The sequence below is a fragment of the Bacillus sp. 37MA genome (assembly GCF_000372765.1).
GTDB lineage: Bacteria > Bacillota > Bacilli > Bacillales > Domibacillaceae > Domibacillus > Domibacillus aminovorans.
On record NZ_KB889752.1, the window covers coordinates 1,259,609 to 1,286,061 of the forward strand.

Below are 26,453 nucleotides of genomic sequence, written 5' to 3' on the forward strand. Positions count from 1 at the left end.
TTAAAAAAGATATGGACAATCATAACTACCTCAATATGGACAAATGTCAGATTCACGACCTGCCCAAGATGTATTTCACTTGAATATCCAATTGTTTCTCCAAAGCGACACCTTCACTCGCCCAAAAATCTTCAAGGCGTAAGAGATAGATTTGTCCGTTTTTTGCTGCCGGTAGCTGACGCCAAATTTCACGTTCAAAGATTCTTGCCGCTTGCTCTACAGAATCGACCACAACAAACATATGGTCAGCTGCATAAGCGGAAAGTTCATTTTCAGAAATCATCAGATGCTTATTAGGCTCCAATACCTCCTTTTGAATACGCTTGGCAGGAGTCAACTTCAACATTGTATAAAGATTGAAAGCTCCTCTTGCAGTCGCTTTCCATATCCCTACATCCCCGGTCCAATATAACTCATAAAGCCCGACCGTCTCTCCCTCTTTTAGCACCCCTTTCAGCATTTCCCTTGCACATTCCGCTTTTTCCCGAAATGTCTGAATCCACTCATTCGCTTGCGTTTCTCTTCCAACGATTCGTCCGATCAGCTGTACTTCTTCCAAACGGTCATATGTATCCCAATCAAGCATCATTACTGGTGCTACGGACTCCATCTCCTCGATCATCTTTTGATTTGGATATAAATAAGTAGGAGCAATAATCAAATCCGGCTTAAGATCACGCCATTGCTCGATAGTAGGCAGTCTGTCAGGGGCTAATTGGATCGATGAGATTACTTCCTCTTTCAGCAGCTCAGGGACATTATCATACGATGAGAGAACAGCGACCGGCTTTATTCCTGTCGCCAGTAATGCCCCTGTAAACTGAAGGGTAGCGATTCGCTCAAATTTCCTTCCTTTTCTGAACTCAGTCGGCGACATCCCAGTCATTTTACGAAATTTTCTGCTTAAATAAAGACCATCCTGATAACCAACTTTGCGCGCAACCTCCCCAATCGTCAGACTATGTTCAAGTAAAAAGAACTTCGCCTTATCCATGCGAATGTGCGCTAAATAGTCAGAAAAACTCCAATCTGTTTCTTTTTTAAACCGCTCAGAAAAATAGTTTGGATGATAGCCAAAGTATTTTGCTACGGAGTCCCTTGACAAGGCTTGATGAGAATGTGAGTGAATATATTGCAGCACCGAATGAAAAGACGAATTAAATATACGCTGTTGAAATAAATTGAATTCAACCTCAATTTTTGCAATTAATTCGTTCAACAAATAAATAGCTTTTGAATTATCAGCTTCTTTAGCAAATATTTTAATCAGCTGAGCTGCTAAATTTTTCACCTCTGCTGAAGCTGGATGATAAAACAAACCACTCTGCGGAAATACATCAGCCGAGCGCTGATAACTTAGCTCTTCCTCTGTCACTCCTGTCAGCTTATAACTTGAAAAAAAGAACAAATCATAAATAAGTTCAGTTCCCTCTGTATGTCGAATCTTTACCTTTTCCTGAGGTTTAATTAACAACACTGAGTTGTTCTCAAGATTGAACACTTGGTTTCCACATTGAACTTCTGCCGTTCCAGATAAAATAATGATCATAATCTCCAGTCCTGTTTCATATTCAACTTGCTTCCTCGTATTGGTACGAATATGAATGCCTTTTTTAAAGCAATAAACTCTTTTCTGTATTAACATCTTATCCTCCTTCAGCCGCTGCATTGATGCTTTAATGATCAGCATCGCTTTTGTAAATAACTCAAACATCAATGTGATTTTTTCAACAGGAATCCCACTAGATAAATCATTTATATACAAATAAACTTATCTCTTTATCTTATCCACTTAAATGAAAATGATTTTCAATATCAGTTATTCATATTAAATTCTTTTAAAGGACTTGTCAATAAGAAGTAACAGCCACTTATTTTGTGCTGAGGCCTGTGCCCGGAATCGAAAAAAACACAAAGAAAAACAGCCGAAAGAAAGGATAAAAAGGTCGATTAATTATTGATATCGAAAGAATAAATACAATCATTTAATCTAGAGTTATCAAAAGAAAAAATCCAGAGAGAAATGAAATTCCTCACTGGATTTTTTCTTTACATTCATATAGGTGTCCTACCAGCAAATAGATTTTTTTCGAACATAAATAGTTCATCATTAGCATAATTAAGTTCGTTCAGACTTTAGCAAGCTCACGTTTAAGGGTTTACTATAATAAATTATTTATCCTTACTTAACTAAGCTTATAAAAGTTTACAATTATAAGTTTCCTCGATTAAAGCTCATTTATTTGCTTCGTGAGTTCTTTAAATTTTGTGTCAAGTTCCGCGTATGCTTCATCTTTTGAAGTTAAAAAGCAGAGCTTCCCTAAAACTTCTTGTCTTTCTGTTTCAAGCTTTAAACGTAATTCATCATGATTATCTCTTTTCCGAGATGCTTCTTTCAATTGCTTTTGTATGCGATTATTCGAAATTATGAGTTTACTGCTCATCGTTTTTTCGAGAAAGTAACGATCATGCGAAACGACAAGCAGCGTACCATTGTACTGTGCTAATGTATTTTCAAGCTGTTCACGTGAAGATAGGTCAAGATGATTTGTCGGCTCATCTAAAATAAGCACATCTTTTTCATCTAATATATACGCCATCAGCTTGCACTTTACACGCTCACCCATACTCATGTTCTTGATTGGCTCTGTCCATTGAGACGCTGTAAATCCTAAATGCTTCATTAAATTTTGAACTTTTCCTCTCGCTTCGAATGTTTCTTTATAAAATAGCTGCTCAGGTGTTTGTTCAAGTGGTAAATCAAACACTTCTTGCGTTAAATAACCGATATTTGCAGATGGTGAAATCCATACATCGCCCGCAAAGGTTTCCTGTCCAACAATTACTTTCAATAAAGTCGTCTTTCCACTACCATTCGGACCTATTATTGAAACCTTCTCACCATGCTGAATCGTAAAATTGACGTTTTTAAATAGTGTTCGTCCGGCAAAAGCCTTTGTTAAATTCTTAACTTCTAAAAACCGTTTTCCTACCTTGTTATTTGCTTTAATTGAAAAACGTACATTATATTCTGACTCAACAGGTTCAGCTTTTGCTTTTTCAAGCTCTTTTTCAAGACGCTTTCGTTTTGATTTTACTTGTGTATCCATGCGCTTTGCTTTTACACGATAGTGTTCTTTAAAGCCTTCCTTTTTCGTCGATTGTGCATGAGCTTTTTTCGACCAAGAAGTGAGCTCATGCATTTGCGCTTCAATGCGTTCAACCATTTTTTGCTGTTTTTCATATTCACGTTGCTGAGTAAGTCTTTTCTGTTCACGAACCTCCATATAACTAGAATAATTACCTTTATGTTCAATAAGTTTTTTACCTTCAATCGACCAAATTTTTGTTGCAACAGCATCTAAAAAATAACGATCGTGCGAAACAAAAATAATGGTACCTTTATAATTCTTAATTTGTTCATTGAGGAACTTCGTACTTTGCTCATCGAGATGATTTGTCGGTTCGTCTAATAGTAAAAGGTGTGCATCTTTTGAAAGACCTTTTGCAAGTCGTGCTTTCAATTTTTCTCCGCCACTTAATTGTGAAAAATTGTGGGTTGGTACATGCCAATTCTCTAGTAAAGTGTCTTCTAAATGTGTCACCGCTTCGGAAGAATATGACTCGGTTTCTTGTTCGACCAAAACAATTTTCAAGTTCTGTTGTAGCCATTGAATTTGTCCTTTTGCCGGCACTAAGTCATTGTTAATTAATTGCAACAAGGTAGATTTCCCAGTACCATTTTTGCCAATGACTTCGATGATATCTCCTTGTCGTACACTAGCATTTACGTCTTCAAAAACTGTAAGATCCATTATTTCAAAGCTGATATTTCGTAATTTTAGTAGTTCTTTCATATAATCTATCCCTCTCTTTAAAGGGAGAATAAAAAAATCCTCCCAATTCAATTGGAAGGATTAGTCGCATTTTCACATTGCTCAAATAAGCTATTTCATTAAATAGCTCTACAGTTTATAGAAAATGGGCAGACTAATCCTATTTCGTATGATTTGAAATATGCGATTTCAAATTTTAAAAATAAGATTATTTGTCCATCGTCCACCCATCATCCCTTCTATCATTTAATTAAAACATTGTAGCATAACTCATTTGAAAAAGGAAAAGTAAGTAGGCTCCCTAAATTTCACTGTCGAGTTTTGGATTGTTTGGGTTGAGAAAAATAAAGAATGTATGCTCTTTGCCGTCCCGGCGTCAATGCTTCAAAAGCAGTTTTCAAGGCAGGGGGTTCTGAAGACAATATACGAGCGGGCATAAAAAAGCTGAAAGCTGCATTGAAAATATAAGACAGCTTTCAGTTTTGATTACGATGAAAATACTCTACTTTTTTTTAGAAAAGACGGTTATATGATCAAACAAAACTACTACAAAATAACCAGAGCCATAAAAGAACGCCTAGAAAGAAAATTAGATTATTTGAATAAGGTACCCCTTATTTTAATGTCTGCCGGTAGTTATATTAACAAAAACTTTTTTGTAAGAGATGAGTCAAGTATTCCTTTCCTTAAACAGAAAAAAAGCAAGAGATATGAACTCTTGCTTTTTATGATTTTAATGGCTTGTATTGAGGCTCTCTGCCACCTTCAATTCGTACTTGTAGGCAGCCATCGCCAGTTCATACCTCACCTTTTTGCCCGCTTCCACGAAATCCGCTTCCTTCACAATACCTGATAATGCATACCTGTGACCCCTGAAATCCACGTTCAGTTCGGTGATTTGGTTGAATTTGAAACTCTCCACGGGAACGCCGTGCTCATCCTTCAACAGGTATTCCCAGTATTTCTCGTTGCATGTTTGTGCCACTTCCTCCATCATTTTAAAGGCATCGTCCGGATTTTGCCTATAGTTGAGGACAAGGCTTTCGTTCACCCGGCGCCTTCCCCGGTTCCCGTTCTGAAGTTCAATGATGCTGCTATAGGAGACCGTATAGAGGTATCCGTCATATTGGCGGATCTTCAGGTAGCGCATGCTGATTTCCTCAATTTTCCCCTGACGGTTTCCATTGATGATGACATAATCCCCGTGATGGATCTGGCGCTCAAACAAGTAGGTCAGCCCCATAATGTAATCGCGGATGATATGCTGGAGGACCAATGCCAAGGCACCTGCCACCACGACCGAACCAGTGACAAGTTTTGTCAGGTCGAAGAAATGGCTAAGCACATAAATAAAGAAGAACACCAGTCCAAATACCTTTGTCACTTGGTTGGTGAAATGCATCAATGTCTCTTCCCGCTTTTCATCCAAGAAGCTCGTTTTGTCAAAGAAAAGCTTGATGGATTTGCGGATCAAATAAACCGTGAGTATAATCAGCAGTGCCACCGTTAAAATTTTTACAGACAACTGCTGGAACAGTCCCAAGAAAAACATCCTATCAACCCCCACTTTTTTTACACTATACCAAAGGAATGCAGATAATTTGTCTAAAAGAAAGATAAATAAAACCAATGCTTAGTTAATAAACACTATGTCCACACAGGCACTTACCTTATTCAACAGTGGACCGAAACTGTTGAGTAAAAGCTCTTTCGATAACTGACTTAACAGATTAAACTAATAGGGAGGTTAGTTTAACAAGGCATGTACTCGCATTTGTAGAAATTTTAAGATGAAAAGTAGGTGAAGCTAAGTGGAAACAAGCAATACTTCGTACATAACCTTTGGTTCCCAAATGGGCGATGAAGATGCTGCTAATGCAGTGCAGCCACACCTTATTGAATTAAGAAAACGTTTGAAAAACCACTGTAACAAGCGTTATTGCAATGAAGTAGATGAATTTGCTCCCATTCTTCGTGTAGATGGAACGGGTTGGTACTGGGAATTTGAAGGATGCGAGAAGCTGCGACTTAGCAAAAAATATCGTTATATTACAATTGATATAGGGATGCCACGTTCAAAATGGGAAGGCATCAATGCAGAAGATATTAGAAAATATTTAATTGGCAATCTTAAAGATGCATTAGTATTAATGATAAAAAGATTAAAAAAAGAAAAATACACTGTTAAGGATACAGAATTATGGACTGATTTAAAAAAAGTAGAAGAAGATTTCTTCTTAAACTAAAGGGTGCTTTAGATTTAATAGGGAATAAAGCAAAGGACCAAAAAAATGGTCCTCTTTTTCTTTTGATAGAATATCAAGATAATCGCTTAGCAGGGCATAAACATTAAAATGAGAACAACTCAAACTGTTACTCAACAGTTCGTTTCTATTGTGCAATAAAACGGTTGAACTTTTTTCAAAACGGTACATCATTTTTATAAACGGTTAAACTTTATTTCAAAGCCACAGATCGGTGACAACAAAGTTGTTTAATTTTGCTTTTATAAACACATATAAAACCGTCCTATTATCTGGACGGTGTTTAAAATAGTTATTTAATTATATTTATCCATTACTAATTTTCTTAAAATCAACAACAATAATGTCGTTTAAAAACCTTTTTTATGCAACCAAGACACCTATTAGTTCAACAATTTTACTCGTTCTCGAGGAAGAATGGCTTTGACACGGGTTTCTTTTGGTTCCCAATCATCTATAATTAGAAAATTCAACAACATATTATCTAATGAATCTATTTTCATCGTAATGGGATCACTGCCATACATTATTGCAACCTTTTGTTCATCTAAATAGCATTCAACAGCAGGCATATAAGTTTGTTCCCATAAATCCAAACCACTTGGACAATCAATTCCAATCACAATCTTGTTCTTATACTTAATCGTAATAAGCATATTTATATACTCAGGAGTAAACTTTCTGTGGTCAAAATACTCTGTTACCTATGATGAATCATCTAGGGATATATATTGTGGTCTATAATTTTTCAAAAAATCTTCATCTGTGGGATTAAAACCATGCACTTGTAAGAATGTTTTTATTTCAAACATCATCAAACTCCTTCACGGGTTATTTATTCTTTATTTTAATGTAACAGCTACTTCAACTAACCTGCACCGATAGCCATCCACCTAGCACCACAAATGATGGAATATTTAACGTTCTTCCATGGAAGTTGCACAAGGAACATTTAAAATTATGTATAGAGATAATAAAGTCGTTTAATTTTGATATAGAACAATAAGAGCCTTACTATACTTCATATATAGCAAGGCTTTTTAAAGTTGTTTAATTCTTGTCCCACTAACGTCCCGCGTTAGTTTAATAAATTACGCTTTTATCATATATAAGATATTAAGAAATCTTTTTACCAAGAATGATTAGATCTCTCTCAATGCCATCTAATTCTGCAACATTCGGTAAATGTCCCCATTTTTCAAAATTAAAAATAGAAAATAGACGAAGACTAGGTTCATTGTGTCCGAATATAAGTAATAATTAAATTGGCTAATAAAGATAAGGGTTTTTATTAGTGTCTCAGAAGACTGTACATAGTGTAGACAAAGTCTTCATTTTGAAGGCGATGTCTACAGGCTGTTTTGTTTTCATCGACAAAGGGTTTATTTTATCTCTAATGACATCAGTGTACAAATGTCTTTAAAACCAATTTGTTCGTATAAACATTTTGCCGGATTGCCAGTGAATACATATAGCTGTACTTGTTGATAGCCTTGCTGTTTTAATTCAGTAAGGGCACCGTTTATTAATTTCCTTCCAATCCCTGAAGACCGATATTCAGGACTCACATATAGGCTGAATATGCCTGCCGTTTGAACAGGTTTTAGCGTGCTGAAATCCTGCCCAATTAAAATCCACCCTTTTATCAGGTTATGTTCCTGTGCAATAAGATAATAGGCCCCGCTTTTTAATAAAAGATCAAACATATCTGCAGACGCCTGGTTGCCGTTTTGCGCAAACCCTACTGTGCTTTCTTCCACGGTTTTTCCCATCTTTTGAAACAGTCGAGCTTCTTCCCTTTCATTTGCTTTTCTAATAATAAGCAATAGACACACCTCGTTATCAAATTAAAGAAGTAAGATAGTATATGTGTAGTTGTAACTAAAGGTGTGATAAATGAATGTGTCCCAGTCAATCTATGGCTTTTTTCATATGATAAAGATATAGGTAGTATGAAGAGCGAAATGGGCACTTGCGAGATTTAATCTAAAATCTTTTAAAAGAAGGGAGGTGATGAAGAATGCCGTTTTATCCTCCAAATCCCGGTCCTAGACCATCACGGCCTTATCCTAGACAAATGTTCCGCCCGCCTGGGTATTATCCGTCTGGTCTACATCCTAGACAGCGCCAAGACAAGTATAATGGGCAACAATCTCCTGGTATGTGGAATAATCTAAATCGGGTTATGACACATGTGGGGAATGTATCAAATGGAGTCAATATGTTAAGACAGGTTGGTTCTTTCATGTCATTCTTTAATAACGGTAGATGATAGAAAACAAGGGCATTCCGGACTCCAGTGAATGTCTTTGTTGAGCCTGTAGACAAAGTCTGGTTCAGGTGCAAAAACTTAGGGACAATTGCAAATCATCTTTAAATCTTGGAGATACTGATACTATTACGTTAAAAAAGGTGCGTGATCAGTATGGAAAAGCAACATTTATTCAAGTGGAAACATGATCAGCCTGACATTATTTTGTTAACAGTGAGGTGGTACCTGCGGTACAACTTGAGCTTTCTTAATGTGGTAGAGATGATGGAAGAACGAGGCTTATCGATGGCTCACACAACGATTATGCGTTGGGTTCATCAATATGGACCGGAATTAGATGAACGAGTACGACGTCATCTCAAGCAAACAAATGACTCCTGGCGAGTCGATGAAACGTCTATCAAAGTAAAAGGTCAATGGATGTACCTGTATCGTGCAGTGGACTCCAAAGGAAACACGATTGATTTTTATCTTAGTAAAACAAGAGACAAACAGGCTGCAAAGTGCTTCTTTAAGAAAGCTTTGCGGTCTTTTCCTGTTTCTAAGCCTCGTGTCATAACAGTAGACAAGAATCCAACCTACCCTGTAGCAATTCAAGAGTTAAAAGAAGAGAAACGTATGCTGGAAGGCATACAAATAAGACAAGTTAGATATCTCAATAATATAGTAGAACAAGATCACCGTTTCATTAAGAAACATGTGTGCTCTATGTTGGGATTCAAGTCGTATAAAACAGCCACTTATATATTGAGTGGCATTGAAGCGATGCATATGATAAAAAAAGGGCAAGTTCATCAAGGAGTGAAGTCTGCCCAAAATGAAGTTGGATTTATACATAAGTGAGAGTAAAGTAAATACTTCAGTTTTAGTCTATCTATGCATTGCTATATATTCAGTATCTCTTCTTTAGTTAGTTGACTTGATTTTTGTTTTTTAATAATAATTACAAATAGGCTTGCTAATAAACAGAAAACTCCTGCCAAGAAGAACGCCCAAGTGTAAGAATTGAAAAATTTATAGATTATACCTCCACCAAAAGCAGCTACTGCAGCACCTGCCTGATGAGAAGCAAAAATCCAACCATAAACAATTCCACTTTTATTCGTACCGAAGATTTGTCTTGAGATACTAATAGTTGGTGGTACAGTTGCAATCCAATCTAATCCATAAAACACAGTAAAGATAACCAGCATAGTGATGGAACCTTCACTTAATGCATAAGGAAGTAATACGAGTGAAGCCCCTCTTAGACTGTAATACCAAAATAATAGCCATCGGTTATCGAAACGATCTGACAGCCAACCTGATAGGGTTGTTCCTACTAGGTTAAAAATTCCCATAAACGAAAGAAACGAAGCAGCAGTAACTAAAGGGACTCCAAAACTAATACAGAAAGAAATAAAATGTGTACCAATTAATCCGTTCGTTGAAAGTCCACAAATAAAGAAACTACCGGCTAATAACCAAAATTCCTTCACTTTCACAGCGTCGAATAAACCGTTGAAAGCAATAACAATAGGATTTTTCTTTTGAATTTCATTGCTCACTTGTGTTTCTTCCTCAAGTCCATATGGAAGAATACCAACATCCTTCGGTGAATTTTTCATAAATAAAAAGATTATGACAAGCATAATGAAACTAAGGATCATTATTAATCCAATCGCCCATCGCCACGAATAATTATTGATAATAATCGCTAAGACAGGAAGTAGAATTAACTGACCTGTCGCCGTACTTGCAGTTAATATTCCTACTGCAAGTCCCCTTCTTTTCTCAAACCAATGATTCGCCACATATGGACTTAATACCGTTAAAAAAAGACTTGATCCTAACCCAATAATAAAGCCCCAAATGATGATCAGCTGCCATGATTGATTCATAGTGAAGGTTAGCATGATACCTGTCAGCAGTGTTGCCATAGAAACTATCATCATTTTTTTTAACCCAATACCTTCTAATAATGCTGCCATAAACGGTCCTGATATGCCATATAAAAAAAGACTAATTGCAAAAGCAAGTGCAATAACAGATCGATCCCAGCCAAATTCATTTTCGAAGGAATCTATGAAAACCCCTGATGATGACATGACAATTCCGGCTACAATAATGGAGAGAAATGTTATAGAAAGAATAAACCAGCTATAGTGTATACGTTTCAAAACTCAACCCTCATTCTATGGATATTTTTCATAATGTTCTACATTCTTGGTGTAAGATGCATTCTAATTCCCAAGGAGTTACTTAAAATATTTTCCTGACTTTTTAGATTCAGGGTGGCTATTTAATCGTTTCTAAGTTAGCGGTTAAATAAATATAAAGAAAAAGTTGACCTTGGATTTCGTTAGTATTAACAACTTAACATTAATTCTCTACTGTTTATTATCTTTTGGTTTGTTCTCTCTCTAAAAAATCATTCTCTATTAGAGGTTTTTCTACAAAATTAATTTTCCTCATTATTTTTTGTATTACTCTTGGGAAAAAGTAAGCTCCAAAAAAAGCACAAATAAAAGCCTCTAACCATATTTTTAACCATATATGTAAAAATGTATTACCATAACCAAAATTAATTGAGACTAATACAAATGAAACAAAAAAAGACATACTTAAAGCCATTAAAAATGCAAAAATAATATTTCTGTATTTGACATTAATACTCATTATCTCCCTCCTTTAATTCAAATAATTTTAACTACAATCTTTCACCTCCGACTGAAATTATTTATATTTTTATCTTAGTTGTTTTTTACTATATGGTATAATACATAAAAATGATATTGGGTATCAGTAAATTAGATGACAAAAGGAAGATGCCAAGAAAGCTGAAAACCCCCAATTTTCACTCGAATTTTAGGGGTTTTCTATCATAAACGATCAATGTGAAGTTTTTAAAGCACTACGCTACATTTAAAAACAAGGGCTAAAACCCTTGAAATTACGTTGTTAAGTTGTACCAATCGGAAAGTAAAGTTGTTTAAAATTGCTCAACAAAAGACATATACTGTTGATTAAGAATTCAGACCCTTTTCAAAAAAATAAACTGCACCTTACCTTTAGGTTTAATTGATTCTATTTATAGCAAACTTTCATAATTATACAAAACGTGTAAGCAGCTGATGGACTTTCTTGACTACCGAAATCACTTTTTTTCTAAAATAATTACTTCTGTTTTTGTCTCATTATTTTCTTGCCAGTCAAGTGTTAATGTAACTTCCTCTGTTTCTGAAGTTACTGTCTTAGTAATCTTTTCGTTTCTTAAAGAAATTTCTCCTTGTTCATTTAAAGAGACATCTCCTCCACCAAAACTTCCTTGATCAGATTCCAGCTTATATTCAACACTTTTTATCCCTTTGAAATCTTCACCTTTTGATTTGAAATATACATAAGGCTCTATTTCTTTCACTTCTGGCTCAATTACTCAATACTAAACTGTTTATTATTTCAATTTTCTCTTTAAGGTTCAGACTATGCTGCTCACCAGTAGATCCAGAGACAAGAACAGACTTTACTCCTTGTTTATACAAATCTCTTATATGATCTATTGTCCCCCGAATATTTACAGATTCGTCTTCAAAAAATGCAGTTGGCACAGCAATGTGAAATGTTTCTTTTAGCATAATGTTATCTCCTTTATCCTTTTTTATCTCTACTTCAACTTACCTGCACGGTTTCTGAAAGATCGTTTCAAAGACCTTATTAAAGTAAAGACCCGTTAGTTTAAGTATATTTCTTCACAATCTTTTGAGCATGCAGTTAGTTTTTCTCTGATACAGATCCTTTTTTTGATACGGGAGCATTTTTGCCTAATATAACAGAAAGGACAACAATCACTGCTATTACAAGAGTGAAAAATGAGATGGATTCATCTAGAAAGACTGTTGCAAATAGAATCATTAAAAATGGTTGTAAGTATTGAATCTGACTAACTCTTGCTATTCCGCCCATAGCCATTCCGCTATACCAAGCAACATATGCTAGAAATTGACTAACCACTGCGAGGTAAATAAAACTGATCCAAGCTTGTAAAGGTGCATGAATCATTTCAGTTGTAAGGTTTAGCCCAACTGGAATAATGAAAAATGGAGCACCGATCATGATTGCCCAAGCAATCACTTGCCAGCTACCTAGTTCTTTCGCTAATCTCCCACCTTCTGCGTAACTAAGTCCAAGTATAAGCACTGCTGCTAGTAAAACTAAATCGGCAAATTGTAATTGACCGAATCCAAGATGAAGTGCATACATAATAACAGCTAAAGAGCCGACTACACTTGAAATCCAGAACTTGAGAGAAGGGATTTCACCTGCTCTAAACATAGCAAATCCGGCTGTTGCTAATGGTAACAGGGCTAATTCCACAGCACCATGAGAAACAGGCAAGGATTCCATTGCCCAAGAAGTGAGGAGAGGAAATCCTAAAACTGCACCAAAAGCAACAATAAGTAGACTTTTGAATTGGCGAGAAGAAGGTAGTTTTTCTTTTCGAACAATCAATACCACAGCTACTAAAATAGCGGCTACAACTGTTCTACCTAAACCGACGACCGTAGTCCCAAAATACTCTACTGCAATACTTGTAGAAGGAAGCGTTAAGCTAAAACAAATGACACCTACTAATCCCAACAATAATCCAAATTTCTCTCTGGTTTCTCTCTGCATTTTATCCTACCCCTATCTTTTTATTTTGTATCATATCTGTACCATTTTCTGTTTTTCTAAAAAAACAGTTCTGATATAATTAAAATGATAATGGGTACATACAATAAAAATAAATCATTTTTTTACCCGTCTGTACCGGTACAGTTAAGGGAGGGATTAATATATGAGCTCAAAATATATCAAGATAATGGAAGAAATTAAGCTTCGGCTAGCAGATGGATCGCTTATTGCAGGTAGTAAACTCCCTTCTGTTCGTCAGTTATCTGAGTATTTTTCATGTAGCAAAAATACGGTCATTAAAGCATACGTCGAACTAGAAAAAGAGCATTTAATTTATTCTGTTCCTAAAAGCGGCTACTTTGTTGTAAATGGATTTCAAAATGCGACGAATGAAAATGAGGTGATTGATTTCTTGTCTGCTGGTCCAGATAAAAACGTTATGCCTTATCTCGAATTTCAACATTGTATGAATCAAGCAATTGAACAATATAAAGAAGAGCTTTTTACATATTCTGATCAGCAAGGGCTTTACTCATTACGAGTACAGTTAGTGAAATATTTGCAGAATTTACAGGTGTTCACTCAACCTGAAAGAGTAGTCGTTGTATCTGGCTCGCAGCAAGCCCTTAATTTATTAGTTTCTATGCCATTTCCAAATGGAAAAAACAATATTCTAATTGAACAGCCTACTTATTTCGGATTTATTGAGTCCATCAATCTGCACCAAGCTACTACTTTTGGAATTGAGTTATCGATGGAAGGGATTGATCTTGATCGTCTGGAATACATTTTTCGAAATAATGATATAAAATTTTTCTATATTATCCCGAGATTTCACAATCCTCTTGGACATTGTTACACGAATAGTGAAAAGAAAAAAATCGTTGAGTTAGCTGAAAAATACGATGTATATATAGTGGAAGATGATTTTTTAGGAGACCTTGATCCAAATGCAAAATCAGATCCTTTATTTTCTTTTGATCCTGCTGGGAGAGTGATTTATATTAAAAGCTTTTCGAAAGTTTTTCTCCCAGGGTTAAGGATTGCTGCTGTCGTTCTTCCTACATTAATGAATAACAATTTTTTACGATATAAATTTAGTTCGGATTTTAATAGTTCAGCACTTTCTCAAGGTGCTCTTGAAATTTATTTAAAAAGTGGTATGTTTAATAGCCATCTAAAAAAAATAAAAGAGGTATACCGTACTAAAATGCAAATCCTTCAAGAAGCATGTGAATTATTACTACCGGCTAATACTCATTTTTCTAAACCGACTTCAGGATTCTATCTATCCATCAGTTTGCCCGAGAATGTGACAGCAAAACGGGTAGTTCATATGCTGAACGAGCAGCATATATATGTTGATGATGCCTCTAGAATGTTTTTACCAGAATATAAAAAGGAAAATCTCCTTCGATTATGCATCTCCCAAGTGAACGAGAGTCAAATTAAACTAGGGGTAGATCGATTGGCTCACTGTATTGCTTTAATTGACAGTAGGAAAAATCATATTACTCCAAATAGCTTTTTACACTTTTAGTTGTTACTTTAGAATAAAGTTTGATTAAATTAATACTAATAATCTTGATAAATGAACAAACAGAAAGAGCATGTTTTGAAAAAAGATTGATCAAAACATGCTCTTATTTAATATGACCGATTAACATATTCAACCATAATCAGTATTTTCAAGAGAGCAACAATCTATACGAAAACAGCCTTATTTTAAATCCATATATTGGGGATACAACAAAATTGTATAAAGATAATAATGTTGTTTAATTTTGATTAAGAAAAATAAGAGCCTTACTACACTTCATCTATAGCAAGGCTTTAAAGGTTGTTTAATTTTAAATCAATCTAATTATACCTACCTTCAAAAATGAATAATAAAGTTGTTTAATTCTTGTTGAACTAACGCCCCCGTTAGTTTAAGTACAATATTTCATAAACTTTACAATTTATTTTAAATACAATAGAAATTAAATTAATTAAAATACCATTTTAAAGCATTCGTGTACAGAATTTTATCAATATCCTGTTCATCAAATATATGCTGAATCAATTCAATGTCTGCATACTCAAAAGGCCTTTTCGCCCTTGTAGATGGCAAATCTGTACCAAACATATAGTATTTCTTCGTCCGTCACTGTAAAAGGTAATTGCGTTACGCCACAAAATGTTGGCCCCATTTGTTTAAGTGAATTTAATAAATATTCTTGGTCAAATCCCTGGAATGAACCAGATACAATCGCACCACCAAGGACATTCAAATTAGAAACGTCATTTTGATAATCTTCTACTACATAGTTTGGTGGCAAATATCCTTGGTTTTCTCTAATTGGAAAATTAAAATCAATAATATGAAAATGTGCATCAAAAATTCTCATTTCCCCCTCTTTTCTTTAACATATCAAATATGGTGCTTAAAGAAAACTTGGGATTACCTATACAAATTCATAAGTTTATCTTATTGCACTAAACTGCCCAGTTAGTGCAATAAAAAAAGGGATTGCCGCAGCCATCCCAATCATTAACTCTTACACGTTAGAATAACAACAATATCCTACATCAGAACACGCCATTCTCATTGGGAGAATTCTCCGGTATGGGCTGACCCACATCCCAGAATTCGACAATGAGGTCGTTATGGAAATGGAAGATATGAACCACAGCTCCTCCAAGGTCATCTTGCTTTTGCTTTACATGGGAGTGAACCGCAACCATATCACCCTCTTCGATGACTCGTTTTATCTCAAGGATTTTTTCAGGATTCTTGGTGGCGTTCTCTTCCATTGCGATCATCAGAGAGTCAGCATCACCACGGAAATAGGGATTATGATGCCGGAAATCCGGACCAATGTACCTACGGTATGCTTCGCGCACTTCCCCCGACGCAACCAGTTGCAAAAACGACACCGCATTCTCTTTTAGAGAATTCTTCATTGCAAATCATCCTTTCTTTAAAGGGTTGTCCTTGTTATGTAATTAATCTAACTAACTTTTTAAGGTACAAACTTCTATTTTGTGCAAAACTAATTGTTAGTTTCATTATATATCCCATTTGCTGATATTACACTAACTTAAATGCGCTTATTCAACTTAGTGCAACAAGAAAAAAAGGCTGCCGCAGCACCCCTGATTTTCAACTCTTGCACCCGTTAGTTGAAGTGAACTTATTCACAATGTTACATATCTATTGGAGAATGACAACAATGTCATTTATCTTTAAACCTTAAACATGTATAACCCCGTCCTAAAATTAGGGCAGGGTTAACATAAAGTTGTTTAATTGTTGATAAAAACACTTCACCGAACTTAAAACATAATAATAAAGTCGTTTAGAACTAGGTTACATCTATTTCTACATAAAGTTACTTCTGCAATATCTGAATAAGGTTGCCGCATGTATCGTCGAAGACAGCTATTGTGACTTCACCCATTTTTGTCGGCTCCATAGTAAACTTCACGCCGTTTTCCAATAATCGTTTGTACTCTTTATGAATATCTGCAACGCCAAACATTGTTGCTGGGATGCCTTCGGCAAATATCTTCTTTTGATACTCCTTTGCGGCAGGATGCTCATTCGGTTCGAGTAAAAGCTCGGTACCGTCTTGATCATCGGGAGAAACAAGCGTAATCCACCTAAATTTCCCCATGGGAACGTCATGCTTTTTTACAAATCCCAGCTTTTCTGAATAAAATTCCAGTGCCTTGTCTTGGTCTTGTACGAATATACTGGTAACAATGATTTTCATAATGTTTTGCCTCCTTTGATATTTATCGCGTTGGTGCTCTGCAAACAATCTGGCTCCAAGCAAAAAAACCCCTACATTCGTCAGAAGTTTTTAAATAAATTACTCTATCCATCCTTTTAGCAAATTTTTAAGTGGTTCGTTGTTAAATATAACTACTCGATATTTTCCCTTTCTTTTTGATTTTACGAGCCCTGCATCTTCCAGTACAGAAAGATGTTTAGCTATCGCCTGTCGCGTAATGGAAAGGTCGTGCTTCGTAATAAGACGTACCGTAAGTTCATACAACGTCTGCTCGTTACGTTCAGAAAGTTCGTCTAATATTAGCCGTCGAGTCGAGTCGCCAAGTGCTTTGAATATAGCGTCTTTGTTCCAATTCATATATCGAGTATAAGCAACTCTATGGTTGCTTGTCAAGTATAAGCAACTGTATGGTTGCGTGATAAAGGAACCGTATCATGTAACCATTAAAGTCACATAATAGTAGTTTGAACCATTATAGTAAAATAAATTTTTAACACTTTTCTTCTTCAACTAACCTGCCCAGTTAGTTGAAGTACATCATTTTACAATATCTGTCTTAGCGTATAATAAGTGCGTTTTGACGGCTGGACCCCTTATATGGATCAATAAATATGAAAAAGCACTGTCCTTTCAATGGATAGTGTTTTTTTGTCAGTAGATAGTATTCATTTTTTGATATGTTCATAGTTGAAAATAACATAAAGGAGAGCGACTTTTAATGGGATCCATTAATTTTGGCAGAGAAACCAAGCCAAGCACAGCATTATGTCAGCGCTTTTCAGAGCAGTACAAAGAAAGATCGGACATCAGCAAGAAGGAGGAGCGAATGATGAAATCGTATTTAACAGGCATACTGCTTTTTTCAACTATTATCTTAGGGGGATGCGGGAATCACTTATCGATCAACGAGGAACAATTGAATCAAGATTTATTAGGGAGATCCATTACGGTTGATGATGAATCTATTGAAATTACGAGAGAAAACCTTAAAAAAGCAGAAGTTGTTGATACACAGGAAGATGGAGAACAAGGAAAAGTGTTTGCGGATATTCGTGTAGAAGTTTTGGAAGAAGAAAAGGGGGAAGCATATAAACAGCATACATTTAAAGGTGAAGTGGTCATTCCCTACAAACTGTATGAAAAAGAATAGCGAGCAGAAGGATTGATCGTAAATGATCCCTTTAATCATCGAGAAAAAGAAGTGAAAAATTTGATTGATGTTGCTTTAGAATAGTGTTTGATCAAATTAATACTAATAACCATAATAATTTTAGGTGTTTGCTTTAAGCCTATGAGATTATAGGATCATCGTTTCCTATCCCGAATTTCATACGATCAATATTTTACTTTTCGGTATCTCATGATACTTTTGTATTCTTCATCTTTCGACAAAGCACAGTTCTAGACCCGTACATTCGCAAATTCGTCAGTCCTTGTGGACATTCTCACCGTGATTATTTTTTCAGCCATCCGACCTATCCATTACCATATGAATGTTTCTCAATTAGGTTGTGATTACTAATTGATTAGTAATCCTTCCATTTCACCTTAATTAAACACTTATAGGGAAACGTGTCCCACTGATCGAACTGTTCACTATTTTTATAAACAGTTCTACTGCTATCTATAGTATAATTACCCAAAATGAGAGGAGGCTCATAAATGACCGGTGATGCAGTTTTTGCTATTTTTCCAATCTTAACAATCTTCTTTTACATAGCCCCAGTTGTATTTGTAATTTGGTTTCTATTTAAGCTTCTTAAAATTCAAGAAGAAAGGAATGCCTTTCTTAGAGACATTTCCAAGAAACTGGACAAGCAAACAAACAAGCAACAAACATCCCGACTGCAAATATTTTAAAATGCATCGGCCCTTCCCCTTCGCAATTGAAATAATCAATTAACGAAAAATAGTCATCCATGTATAAATCAAGCTTTAATTGTCTATAATATAGACGAGGGTGTTACCCTCCCCAAAATTGAATAGTCTTATATTGGAACGGGATACCTAACTGGTCATCCCTTTCTTTATGTGTCTACTACTTAGTAATGACATACTGTTGAGTAAGAGTCTGTTTGTTTTTTGAAAGCTATGGTAAACAATCCTGTCATTATTTAAAGAGGAGAATTCATTATACAAAAGAAAAAAGTTCTTGGCATTAAGCGGAAAACAAAAGACATGGTTAGACGAATTGAAGAAAACACTGTGGAGTTTCCTTCAGAATTTTATAAAGGTTATTGGCATTTATACTTGCCAGTGGCTCAAGATTTTATAGATTCTAGTAATACCCCTCGTAATGTTAAGCGGCTAGGTATTCAAACTCTAATAGATAAGGTAAAATATCTTGTTAATGTAAAGCCAGACAGCAAAGAAACGCTCCGAGTTGTAGCTTGCATTACGTCTCCCCACTTGCATGACTCACAAATCATTTACCGATGCGGGATGTTTTTAAACTGGTGTCTTTTCTCTCAAAAAGGCAAGAATGGCTGCACTTACAATCTCCGGCTGACACAAATTCGTTGGGTCAAACGAATCACGAACCACGAGAAGCTCCCCGTTGACCAAATTCTCCACAATCTCCTTTGATTTATCGACAACCGCTGGCAGCTTGTCTCCTGCAATCACCAGGACTGGCATTTTCAATTCAGTCAATTTATGCGTGAAGTCCATTCCGAACACCTCCAGTAACTGAACCGTCATTTCTTTGGCCCGGCAGGTTTGAAAAATGGAGACCATTTGCTCCTGAGCAAGATGCCATCGTTTATACGGCGATAAATAGTTCAGCATCTTTATCCAACTCTTCGGTGCCCACCCTACAGTTACGACGACCCCAGCTAACAGCATGAGGCGAAATTCAGCCGCATCTCTCGGGAACACATTCGCATAGGTGTCAATCAGTACCATTTTCTTTACTTTTTCAGGATGACGAATGGCAAAAGCTTGAGCAACAATACCGCCATACGACAATCCAACGAAAATGGCTTGCCCTATCTTTAACTGCTGCATCAAGAAGCGGATGGATTTCAGATGAGCGTCCAAATAAGACCGCTCCATGACCGATTTAGACCGGCCACTCCCCAATAAATCGACCGTGAGTGTTTGAAAGTGATGCGACAACGCCTCTACTTGCGGCGCAAACATCTGATGTGTTCCGCCAATTCCATGCAAAAAAATAAGGGTATCGCCGCTTCCTTGGATTTCATAATATAACCCATCGAGTGTGGAGCACGTTTTCATCTTCACCCTCCCCTTCTAAGACATCCGCGAGCAACGGATTCCGCCTTATTAGGTTGCACCTTTTTTGCCGGATTTATGTTTAATCAAAAGTATCGGTCCACTGCTGCCTAAGCTGAAATTAGTCCTCCTTACCCGTTTGGACGAACTGTTGAGTAACAATTTGATTAGTTATCCTTTTAATGTTTAGGCTCTGCTAAACGATGGTGTTGATATTTTATCAAAAGAAAAAGAGGACCAGTTTTTGGTCCTTTGCTTTATTCCTTCTTCAACTAAAGCACCCGTTAGCTGAAGAAGGAATTTTTACCTGTTATGTTTAATCCTTTTTTTGGATTTATTAGTTGCAGGAACTGTATCCTTTTTACCCGAAAACCAATTGTTGGGCAGACGGATGCCGCGCCAGCCCCTTACATCGCATTGGCCATATTCATTATCACCCACAGCAACCACCGTTCCGTCAGATTTAAGCCCGACGGTATGGGCACAACCCGCCGCTATCGCCACAATATCGCGCCAATCACTTACATTGCATTGGCCATACTCATTCCAACCCACAGCCGCCACAGTACCGTCCGATTTAAGGCCGATGGTATGATTACTCCCCACCGCTATCGCCACAATACCGCGCCAGCCGCTTACATCGCATTGGTCATTTTTATTCAAACCCACAGCCGTCACCGTTCCGTCCGATTTAAGGCCGATGGTATGAAGATAACCCGCCGCGACCGCCACAATATCGCACCAGCCGCTTACATTGCATTGGCGATAGCGATTATTACCCACAGCCGTCACCGTTCCGTCCAATTTAAGACCGATGGTATGCCAGTCACCCGCCGCGACCGCCACAATATCATGCCAGCCGCTTACATTGCATTCAACTTCATTATTTCGGCCCACTGCTACGACCGTGCCATCCGATTTAAGCCCAATGGTACGACGCCAACCTGCTGCAACCGCTACAATATCGCGCCAGTCGTTTACATCGCATTGGTCATGCTTATTCCAACCCACAGCCGCTACAGTACTGTCAGATTTAAGCCCGATTGTATGAGCATTACCCGTGTTCGTTGCCATATGAACATTACCAGCCGCGACCGCCACAATATCGCGCCAGCCGCTTACATCACATTGGCCATATTTATTATCACCCATAGCCGTCACCGTTCCGTCAGATTTAAGCCCAACTGTATGACGACGACCCGCCGCTATAGAATCTTTAGGCCACCGTTTCACCTTTAACACCGCTTCTTTCGGTGAAATGTAATCCATGTTTTACCTCCTTGAAAACAAGACCTATTTTTTTATTGTATCACTTTTTCTTGTTATACTAACCTGCCCGTTAGTTTAACAAGAAAATTAACAATATTCTTTAATGAATCTTTCTTTTAAGTCAGTTATCGAAAGAGCCTTTTACTTTTAGTTTATTTTGAGAAAACTTCAATCGCGATTTTAACCTTCCTATGATAAAAAACGGCTTCATTTTGTCGTGTTTCTTCTATTATATATACCTACCGAGTGTGTCTTGGCTCCATGTATGAATGACGTGCTGCTCCCGATCCATAATCTTCTGCAAATAAATCATGGTCGTATCAATTTGCTCATGACCAAGCGCGCGCATAATGTCATAGATATTCGTACCGCTCACATAGCTGATAATCGCAAAAAGGATGGCTCAACTTTTCATAAAAACAGCTTCATTATGTCGTGTTTCTTCTATATCAAAGTGATATAGCATATAGAACTGGAGAATATTTTTCTATCGAAAAATTTGTAGATGGCACATGGTTTGTTGTACCATTTAAAGATGACATGTTTAATGATGTAGGAATTGTCTATCCATCCAAGACCTCTTCCTCTGCAACATATTCATTAGGTCGTTTAGAAAATAATCTGACACCGGGCGAGTACCGGGTTGTAAAAACCTTTAGTTCTGAAGGTAATAACCAAAGTCAAATTGATTATACTCTCGCTGTTCCCTTTAAAATAGGCAAATAGAAATAATAAAAGAGCCTCCAAACGAAGGCTCTTTTTTGGGTAATTAGGTTTCAGTGGTTGTAAATCGGACGAGGTGAATAATTAGATAAAAGACTTCTTCGTTGGTACTGTATTTGCCAGTCATGCTTTCGCAGTAGGTAGCGATGGATTGGGCGCATTTGAATTCGTTTGGATATTTGGTTTTGTGGTGATCGTATAGGAATGAGTCTTTCGAATTCAGTTGTTTGTTGTCGAAGATTCGTCGGATAAAGTATTGAAGGTGGGTGACGAATCGGTTGTATCGCATGGATTGGTGGTCGAGTTTGACGTTTAGTTGGTACCGTACGATGTTGAGTATGTCTTTGAGCATGGTGACGGCGAGTACGGTGTTTTCAAAGTTTTCTTCCTCGTTTTTGGCGTTGACGAGGTGAAAGGCGATATTGCCGGCTTCTTCTTCTGGTAAGTTGATGTGCAGGTGCTCGTTTAGGTGTGTGATGACGATCATGCCTGCTGCGTACTCTTCCGGGTAGTGAATGCGTACGTCGTTTAAGAGTTTGTTTTGTAAGATTACGCCTTTTTCGACGCGTTCGATGGCAAAGGCGATGTGGTCGAGTAGCATTAGGAAGTAGCGGTCGTCGAGTTCGTTACGCCAATGGGATTTCATTTCTTCAAGTGCGCTATTGATTGTGCCCAAGTAGTCTCGTGGGATGCTTTCGAGTAGGTGGACGTATTCTTGTTTTGTGCGCTGATCGTTTGGCGTGAAGATTTTTTCGACAGAGCTTTCCTGAATGAGATCGCCTTCTTTGCTGTTGAAGCCAAGGCCTTTTCCCATGACAATGATTTCTTGTCCGTGTTCATCGCTTGAGAGCACAAGGCTGTTATTTAATACTTTTTCTACCTTCATGAATCAATCACCATCTTTATCGTGACATTTACGTGCGTTGGCATAGCCCTTCATTTCCGTTGGATGTAATGACACGTTGATACCAGTAAAAACTGTCTTTTTTGATTCGGCTCATGTCTTTTAAGTCAAATTCCCCTCGGTTTACGTAAATGAATCCGTATCGTTTGGCGTAGCCTTGGTGCGTGCTGACAACGTCCATCGCAGCCCATGGGCAGTAACCGAACACTTCAACGCCGTCAGAAAGAGCCCATTGAATTTGTTCAAGATGTGCTTGAATAAAGTCGATTCGGTAATCATCGTGAACAGCACCATCTTCTGTAAGTTCGTCGGGTGCGCCGATGCCGTTTTCGGTAATGATGATCGGCAGCAGGTACCGTTCGTATACTTTTCTCAGGGTGAGGCGCAAGCCAACCGGATCGATGACCCAGCCGTATTTTGTTTTATCGACGTATGGATTTTCCTCTGGTCGATAGACGCCGGGTTCGCCTAGCATGATTTGCTGGTCACCAGCTCGAGGGCTTACGTCACTTGCGTCTCCCATACTCTCTGCAATCGTTGCGGTTGAATAATAATTGATGGCAATAAAATCAGGTTGCCCTTGTTGGATCGCAAGCAAGTCGCCTTCTTCAATCGCAGGTGTCCAGCCGCGCTCTTCTAGGTAACTCCATAATAATCGGTTGTACCGTCCGTGTACAGCAAGATCGAGAAAACTCCAGCCGCGGAGCATTTCCCAGTTGTGAGCAGCAATCGCGTCTGCTGGTTTGCTGGTTGCTTGGTACATGGATGTCATGTTTAGTGCTGGTCCGATTTTTGCATGTGGACAGAGTTCATGGCAAAGTGACATCGCTTTTCCTTGCGCAATGAGCATATGGTGGTTTTGCTGATAAAGCTCTTTTTTGGATGGCAACGATCCGCCTTTTGGAATGCCGACAGCCCCAGGATGTAAAATGAGCGTGTTTTGTTCATTGATCGTGAGCCAGTGCGTGACTTTGCCGCCAAAGCGTTCAAATAAAATACGGGCATAGTTCTCGAAGGCATCGATCGTCTCGCGGTTGTTCCATCCGCCTTTTTCTTCAAGTTCGTACGGAAGGTCAAAATGGTACAGCGTGACGATGGGTTCGATTCCGTAATGAAGCAATTCGTCGATAACACGCTCGTAATGGACGAGTCCTTTTTCATTAATGGTGCCGGTGCCTTTTGGTAAAATGCGCGTCCAAGCGATGGAAAAACGGTACGCTTTTAGGCCGAGCTCATGGAACAGTTTGATGTCTTCTTTGTAGTGATGGTAGTGGTCGCTCGCTACGGTGAAGCCGGCGGTGCCTTCTGGATGATCCATCATATCAATGACGGATTTTCCTTTGCCGTCTTCATTCCAAGCGCCTTCGACTTGATAAGCAGATGTGGAAGCCCCCCAAAGAAAATCCTTTGGGAATGGCTTCAGGTTTGTGTAATGCATGATTTATGCCTCCAGTTTCGTAATATGCATCAGTGGTTCGCCTGAAGAAATGCGTTTTTCTTTAATTGGATCCAATGCGTTAAATTCGTCATGGTTAGTGATGATGATCGGTGTGACAGTTTCATATCCTTTTGCCTCAATGGATTGACGGTCGAACGTGACAAGTGTATCACCTTGTTCTACGCGGTCTCCTTGTTTTACGTGCGTCTCAAAGTATTCCCCTTTTAGGCTGACGGTGTCAATCCCCACGTGGATCAATAATTCAATGCCATTGTCGCTTCGAAGACCAACGGCGTGCTTGGATTCCATCATTGTCACGATCTCACCGGCAAACGGTGCTTTCACTTCATTTTGATCCGGTAAAATCGCAATCCCTTTTCCAATCAGTTCATTTGAAAAGACATGATCGTTTACAGTGTTTAGCGGAATGACTTTTCCGGATAGTGGGCTAGCGATGACTTCTGTGTGGTTCGTTGTTTCCGTTTTTGCATGTGTTTGTGTTGTTTCTTCTACTGGATCCTCAAATCCTAAAATCCATGTTGCGGCAAATGTGACAACAAATGCAATGGCAATGGTAATGAGTGCGTGTACGATATTCATTGGATTCTCCCCGATAAAGGCAGGGATAGCCGCAAGTCCTGGTGAAACGAATGCGTAGCGAACAAGACCAGAAAGACCGGCATAAATTCCCGCACATGCCCCACCAATCATCGCCGCGATTAATGGTTTCTTTAATTTAAGCGTAACTCCGTAAAGCGAAGGCTCTGTAATCCCAATTAAGGCAGTGAAACCAGCAGAACCAGCTAATTGTTTTAGCTCTTTGTTTTTTGTTTTCATCGCAACCGCAAGCGTAGCGGCACCTTGTGCAATGTTGGATGCAAGCATTCCTGGTCCATTAATCATTTCTTCTCCATTATTGGATAGCTGCGTTGTAGCAATAGGGGTCATTGCCCAAGCTGTTCCAGTGATAATTAGGAACGGCTGTAGTCCACCCATCAGCATTGGGATTAACCAGCTTGCACGGTTGTTGATTGTTTCAGCGCCAATGGCAACGAGATCATTTAAATACGTGCCGATTGGTCCAATGACGACTAACGCGAGAGGAGCGGTAATGATTAGGATTAACATTGGTTTCAAAAAGAACTTAATGATCGATGGTGAAACACGTTCAGCAAAGCGTTCAATATACGACATAATCCATACGGTAATAATTATCGGTAAAACAGAACCAGCATAATCCGTTAAGCGCACTGGTACGCCCATAAAGAAAAGGGCTTCTTCAGAGGCTAAAACCGATGACCAGTTCGGGTGTAGTAACACGCCGGCGATGGTCATGGATAACACCGGGTTGGTTCCGAACTTAATCGATGCTCCGTATGCCAGTAGTACAGGCATAAAGAAGAATGCTGCATCCGCGACAGTGTTTAAGATAAAGAAGGTTTGGCTTTCATCGGTTAATACGCCTGTTAACACAAGCACCGCCAACACGGCTTTGATCATCCCGGCACCAATAATGGCAGGGATAAATGGTGCGAATGTGGTAGAGATGACGCTAATTAAACGAGAAATGACGCTCTTTTTTTCTTTTTGGGCGGTATTAGCATTTCCACTCGGTTGCTCGCCCATTTCGTTTTTGATGGAACGGAAGGCTTGTTGGACTTCATTTCCTACGATGACTTGGAATTGACCGCCTTTATTGACGACTGAGATGACGCCCGGTAACTTTTCGATTTTAGCGGCTTCGACTTTAGAAGAGTCATAGAATTCAAATCGAAGTCGGGTCGCACAATGGGTTATCATCGCTACATTTTCTTTTCCACCTACAAGTTTCAATATGTCTTTGCCTAGCTGTTTATAATCCATATCTTCATCCCCTTTACGCATTACTGATATTAGTAAACATAAAAAAGACCAAAATAAGATGCACCTATCCCGTTAAGAAATAGAGCAAATTATTTTGGTCTTGCCTGCTTTACCAGTAACACGCCAATTTAATTTGTTGACTATAATGAAATTCTTACAAATAAATTATCATAACTATTTGTGTATTGCAAGAGTTTTTTGATATCCTTTTCATTTTC

General features: G+C 37.9%; 25 protein-coding genes and 4 pseudogenes. 7 read left to right on the forward strand and 22 right to left on the reverse strand.

Going from position 1 to position 26,453, the window contains the following annotated elements; translation table 11 throughout:
* Positions 1-52: 52 nt before the first annotated feature.
* The 4 genes and pseudogenes from A3M5_RS23675 to A3M5_RS0107130 all read right to left on the reverse strand — a co-directional run bounded on the left by A3M5_RS23675 (position 53) and on the right by A3M5_RS0107130 (position 5,388).
* Positions 53-1,765: a helix-turn-helix domain-containing protein gene (locus A3M5_RS23675; protein ID WP_018393075.1), complete on the reverse strand. Its 1,713-nt coding sequence runs from the start codon at positions 1,763-1,765 to the stop codon at positions 53-55.
* 463 nt (positions 1,766-2,228) lie between these two features.
* A complete protein-coding gene (gene abc-f / locus A3M5_RS0107125; protein WP_018393076.1) occupies positions 2,229-3,857 on the reverse strand; it encodes a ribosomal protection-like ABC-F family protein in 1,629 nt (542 codons plus the stop codon).
* 287 nt (positions 3,858-4,144) lie between these two features.
* Positions 4,145-4,249 (reverse strand): annotated as a pseudogene (locus A3M5_RS24535) (YdeI/OmpD-associated family protein); the annotation flags it as partial.
* 320 nt (positions 4,250-4,569) lie between these two features.
* Complete coding sequence (locus tag A3M5_RS0107130) at positions 4,570-5,388, reverse strand: mechanosensitive ion channel family protein (protein ID WP_018393077.1); 819 nt, start codon at positions 5,386-5,388, stop codon at positions 4,570-4,572.
* 259 nt (positions 5,389-5,647) lie between these two features.
* On the opposite strand from A3M5_RS0107130, the gene A3M5_RS0107135 reads away from it, so the two are divergent.
* A complete protein-coding gene (locus A3M5_RS0107135) occupies positions 5,648-6,082 on the forward strand; it encodes an Imm44 family immunity protein (protein WP_018393078.1) in 435 nt (144 codons plus the stop codon).
* A gap of 401 nt (positions 6,083-6,483) precedes the next feature.
* On the opposite strand, the gene A3M5_RS0107140 is transcribed toward A3M5_RS0107135, so the two are convergent.
* From A3M5_RS0107140 to A3M5_RS0107150, 3 genes and pseudogenes are all read right to left on the reverse strand, one after another.
* On the reverse strand, positions 6,484-6,756 hold the full coding sequence (locus tag A3M5_RS0107140; protein WP_018393079.1) for a hypothetical protein: 273 nt from the start codon (positions 6,754-6,756) through the stop codon (positions 6,484-6,486).
* A gap of 460 nt (positions 6,757-7,216) precedes the next feature.
* Positions 7,217-7,351 (reverse strand): annotated as a pseudogene (locus tag A3M5_RS26040) (GNAT family N-acetyltransferase); the annotation flags it as partial.
* Positions 7,352-7,482: 131 nt separating this feature from the next.
* The gene (locus tag A3M5_RS0107150; protein WP_018393081.1) at positions 7,483-7,926 is read right to left on the reverse strand and encodes a GNAT family N-acetyltransferase; all 444 of its coding nucleotides are present in this window, start codon (positions 7,924-7,926) and stop codon (positions 7,483-7,485) included.
* 599 nt (positions 7,927-8,525) lie between these two features.
* Between A3M5_RS0107150 and A3M5_RS0107160 the strand changes: the two genes are divergently transcribed.
* Positions 8,526-9,215, forward strand: coding sequence for an IS6 family transposase (locus tag A3M5_RS0107160; protein ID WP_018393083.1), 690 nt, complete (start codon positions 8,526-8,528; stop codon positions 9,213-9,215).
* Positions 9,216-9,256: 41 nt separating this feature from the next.
* Here A3M5_RS0107160 and A3M5_RS0107165 read toward each other — a convergent pair whose 3' ends face one another.
* The 5 genes from A3M5_RS0107165 to A3M5_RS0107185 form a co-directional block, all read right to left on the reverse strand.
* Positions 9,257-10,531 (reverse strand): MFS transporter, encoded by a 1,275-nt coding sequence (locus A3M5_RS0107165; RefSeq protein WP_018393084.1) that lies wholly within the window; start codon positions 10,529-10,531, stop codon positions 9,257-9,259.
* A 220-nt stretch (positions 10,532-10,751) separates the two neighbouring features.
* Positions 10,752-11,030, reverse strand: coding sequence for a DUF2798 domain-containing protein (locus tag A3M5_RS0107170; RefSeq protein WP_018393085.1), 279 nt, complete (start codon positions 11,028-11,030; stop codon positions 10,752-10,754).
* A gap of 478 nt (positions 11,031-11,508) precedes the next feature.
* Positions 11,509-11,772: a hypothetical protein gene (locus A3M5_RS0107175; RefSeq protein ID WP_018393086.1), complete on the reverse strand. Its 264-nt coding sequence runs from the start codon at positions 11,770-11,772 to the stop codon at positions 11,509-11,511.
* Positions 11,773-11,779: 7 nt separating this feature from the next.
* Positions 11,780-11,986 carry a dihydrodipicolinate synthase family protein gene (locus A3M5_RS0107180; RefSeq protein ID WP_018393087.1) on the reverse strand — a complete coding sequence of 69 codons (207 nt, stop codon included), beginning with the start codon at positions 11,984-11,986 and terminating at the stop codon, positions 11,780-11,782.
* Positions 11,987-12,122: 136 nt separating this feature from the next.
* The gene (locus A3M5_RS0107185) at positions 12,123-13,025 is read right to left on the reverse strand and encodes a DMT family transporter (protein ID WP_018393088.1); all 903 of its coding nucleotides are present in this window, start codon (positions 13,023-13,025) and stop codon (positions 12,123-12,125) included.
* Positions 13,026-13,188: 163 nt separating this feature from the next.
* Here A3M5_RS0107185 and A3M5_RS0107190 point away from each other — a divergent pair, with 163 nt between their 5' ends.
* A complete protein-coding gene (locus tag A3M5_RS0107190; protein WP_018393089.1) occupies positions 13,189-14,565 on the forward strand; it encodes an aminotransferase-like domain-containing protein in 1,377 nt (458 codons plus the stop codon).
* A 447-nt stretch (positions 14,566-15,012) separates the two neighbouring features.
* Here A3M5_RS0107190 and A3M5_RS22465 read toward each other — a convergent pair.
* From A3M5_RS22465 to A3M5_RS0107210, 4 genes and pseudogenes are all read right to left on the reverse strand, one after another.
* A pseudogene (locus A3M5_RS22465) lies at positions 15,013-15,415 on the reverse strand (amidohydrolase family protein).
* A gap of 181 nt (positions 15,416-15,596) precedes the next feature.
* Positions 15,597-15,971: a nuclear transport factor 2 family protein gene (locus tag A3M5_RS0107200; protein ID WP_018393091.1), complete on the reverse strand. Its 375-nt coding sequence runs from the start codon at positions 15,969-15,971 to the stop codon at positions 15,597-15,599.
* 428 nt (positions 15,972-16,399) lie between these two features.
* Positions 16,400-16,783 (reverse strand): methylglyoxalase, encoded by a 384-nt coding sequence (glxB, locus tag A3M5_RS0107205; protein ID WP_018393092.1) that lies wholly within the window; start codon positions 16,781-16,783, stop codon positions 16,400-16,402.
* 99 nt (positions 16,784-16,882) lie between these two features.
* Positions 16,883-17,161 (reverse strand): ArsR/SmtB family transcription factor, encoded by a 279-nt coding sequence (locus A3M5_RS0107210; RefSeq protein ID WP_018393093.1) that lies wholly within the window; start codon positions 17,159-17,161, stop codon positions 16,883-16,885.
* Positions 17,162-17,522: 361 nt separating this feature from the next.
* Here A3M5_RS0107210 and A3M5_RS0107215 point away from each other — a divergent pair, with 361 nt between their 5' ends.
* The 3 genes and pseudogenes from A3M5_RS0107215 to A3M5_RS26045 all read left to right on the forward strand — a co-directional run.
* Positions 17,523-17,954, forward strand: a complete 432-nt coding sequence (locus A3M5_RS0107215) for a hypothetical protein (RefSeq protein WP_018393094.1) — start codon at positions 17,523-17,525, stop codon at positions 17,952-17,954.
* A 512-nt stretch (positions 17,955-18,466) separates the two neighbouring features.
* A complete protein-coding gene (locus A3M5_RS0107220; protein ID WP_018393095.1) occupies positions 18,467-18,664 on the forward strand; it encodes a hypothetical protein in 198 nt (65 codons plus the stop codon).
* 318 nt (positions 18,665-18,982) lie between these two features.
* A pseudogene (locus A3M5_RS26045) lies at positions 18,983-19,222 on the forward strand (DUF3916 domain-containing protein); the annotation flags it as partial.
* 30 nt (positions 19,223-19,252) lie between these two features.
* Here the strand turns inward: A3M5_RS26045 and A3M5_RS26050 are convergent.
* The 3 genes from A3M5_RS26050 to A3M5_RS25280 form a co-directional block, all read right to left on the reverse strand.
* Positions 19,253-20,041: an alpha/beta fold hydrolase gene (locus tag A3M5_RS26050; protein ID WP_018393096.1), complete on the reverse strand. Its 789-nt coding sequence runs from the start codon at positions 20,039-20,041 to the stop codon at positions 19,253-19,255.
* A 300-nt stretch (positions 20,042-20,341) separates the two neighbouring features.
* On the reverse strand, positions 20,342-21,307 hold the full coding sequence (locus A3M5_RS0107230; protein WP_018393097.1) for an RCC1 domain-containing protein: 966 nt from the start codon (positions 21,305-21,307) through the stop codon (positions 20,342-20,344).
* A gap of 229 nt (positions 21,308-21,536) precedes the next feature.
* Positions 21,537-21,683: a hypothetical protein gene (locus A3M5_RS25280; RefSeq protein ID WP_231373223.1), complete on the reverse strand. Its 147-nt coding sequence runs from the start codon at positions 21,681-21,683 to the stop codon at positions 21,537-21,539.
* Positions 21,684-21,742: 59 nt separating this feature from the next.
* On the opposite strand from A3M5_RS25280, the gene A3M5_RS26590 reads away from it, so the two are divergent.
* Positions 21,743-22,033: an immunoglobulin-like domain-containing protein gene (locus tag A3M5_RS26590; protein WP_018393098.1), complete on the forward strand. Its 291-nt coding sequence runs from the start codon at positions 21,743-21,745 to the stop codon at positions 22,031-22,033.
* A 43-nt stretch (positions 22,034-22,076) separates the two neighbouring features.
* Here A3M5_RS26590 and A3M5_RS0107240 read toward each other — a convergent pair whose 3' ends face one another.
* The 3 genes from A3M5_RS0107240 to A3M5_RS0107250 are packed head-to-tail and all read right to left on the reverse strand — an operon-like array spanning position 22,077 to position 26,235.
* Positions 22,077-22,916, reverse strand: a complete 840-nt coding sequence (locus A3M5_RS0107240; RefSeq protein WP_018393099.1) for a PRD domain-containing protein — start codon at positions 22,914-22,916, stop codon at positions 22,077-22,079.
* Between the two features lie 28 nt (positions 22,917-22,944).
* Positions 22,945-24,372, reverse strand: a complete 1,428-nt coding sequence (locus A3M5_RS0107245) for a glycoside hydrolase family 1 protein (protein WP_018393100.1) — start codon at positions 24,370-24,372, stop codon at positions 22,945-22,947.
* A 3-nt stretch (positions 24,373-24,375) separates the two neighbouring features.
* Positions 24,376-26,235 carry a beta-glucoside-specific PTS transporter subunit IIABC gene (locus A3M5_RS0107250; protein ID WP_018393101.1) on the reverse strand — a complete coding sequence of 620 codons (1,860 nt, stop codon included), beginning with the start codon at positions 26,233-26,235 and terminating at the stop codon, positions 24,376-24,378.
* Positions 26,236-26,453 lie beyond the last annotated feature (218 nt).

What these genes read in the sequence shown, in the direction of transcription:
- A3M5_RS0107250 (WP_018393101.1), bottom strand. Translation starts at nt 26,235, where the DNA reads ATGGATTATAAACAGCTAGGCAAAGACATATTGAAACTTGTAGGTGGA.
- A3M5_RS0107220 (WP_018393095.1), top strand. Translation starts at nt 18,467, where the DNA reads ATGACCGGTGATGCAGTTTTTGCTATTTTTCCAATCTTAACAATCTTC.
- glxB (WP_018393092.1), bottom strand. Translation starts at nt 16,783, where the DNA reads ATGAAAATCATTGTTACCAGTATATTCGTACAAGACCAAGACAAGGCA.
- A3M5_RS0107140 (WP_018393079.1), bottom strand. Translation starts at nt 6,756, where the DNA reads ATGCTTATTACGATTAAGTATAAGAACAAGATTGTGATTGGAATTGAT.
- A3M5_RS0107200 (WP_018393091.1), bottom strand. Translation starts at nt 15,971, where the DNA reads ATGAAGAATTCTCTAAAAGAGAATGCGGTGTCGTTTTTGCAACTGGTT.
- A3M5_RS0107180 (WP_018393087.1), bottom strand. Translation starts at nt 11,986, where the DNA reads ATGCTAAAAGAAACATTTCACATTGCTGTGCCAACTGCATTTTTTGAA.
- A3M5_RS0107215 (WP_018393094.1), top strand. Translation starts at nt 17,523, where the DNA reads ATGGGATCCATTAATTTTGGCAGAGAAACCAAGCCAAGCACAGCATTA.
- A3M5_RS26050 (WP_018393096.1), bottom strand. Translation starts at nt 20,041, where the DNA reads ATGAAAACGTGCTCCACACTCGATGGGTTATATTATGAAATCCAAGGA.
- A3M5_RS0107230 (WP_018393097.1), bottom strand. Translation starts at nt 21,307, where the DNA reads ATGGATTACATTTCACCGAAAGAAGCGGTGTTAAAGGTGAAACGGTGG.
- A3M5_RS0107170 (WP_018393085.1), bottom strand. Translation starts at nt 11,030, where the DNA reads ATGAGTATTAATGTCAAATACAGAAATATTATTTTTGCATTTTTAATG.
- A3M5_RS0107240 (WP_018393099.1), bottom strand. Translation starts at nt 22,916, where the DNA reads ATGAAGGTAGAAAAAGTATTAAATAACAGCCTTGTGCTCTCAAGCGAT.
- A3M5_RS0107245 (WP_018393100.1), bottom strand. Translation starts at nt 24,372, where the DNA reads ATGCATTACACAAACCTGAAGCCATTCCCAAAGGATTTTCTTTGGGGG.
- A3M5_RS0107160 (WP_018393083.1), top strand. Translation starts at nt 8,526, where the DNA reads ATGGAAAAGCAACATTTATTCAAGTGGAAACATGATCAGCCTGACATT.
- A3M5_RS0107190 (WP_018393089.1), top strand. Translation starts at nt 13,189, where the DNA reads ATGAGCTCAAAATATATCAAGATAATGGAAGAAATTAAGCTTCGGCTA.
- A3M5_RS0107130 (WP_018393077.1), bottom strand. Translation starts at nt 5,388, where the DNA reads ATGTTTTTCTTGGGACTGTTCCAGCAGTTGTCTGTAAAAATTTTAACG.
- A3M5_RS0107185 (WP_018393088.1), bottom strand. Translation starts at nt 13,025, where the DNA reads ATGCAGAGAGAAACCAGAGAGAAATTTGGATTATTGTTGGGATTAGTA.
- abc-f (WP_018393076.1), bottom strand. Translation starts at nt 3,857, where the DNA reads ATGAAAGAACTACTAAAATTACGAAATATCAGCTTTGAAATAATGGAT.
- A3M5_RS0107210 (WP_018393093.1), bottom strand. Translation starts at nt 17,161, where the DNA reads ATGAATTGGAACAAAGACGCTATATTCAAAGCACTTGGCGACTCGACT.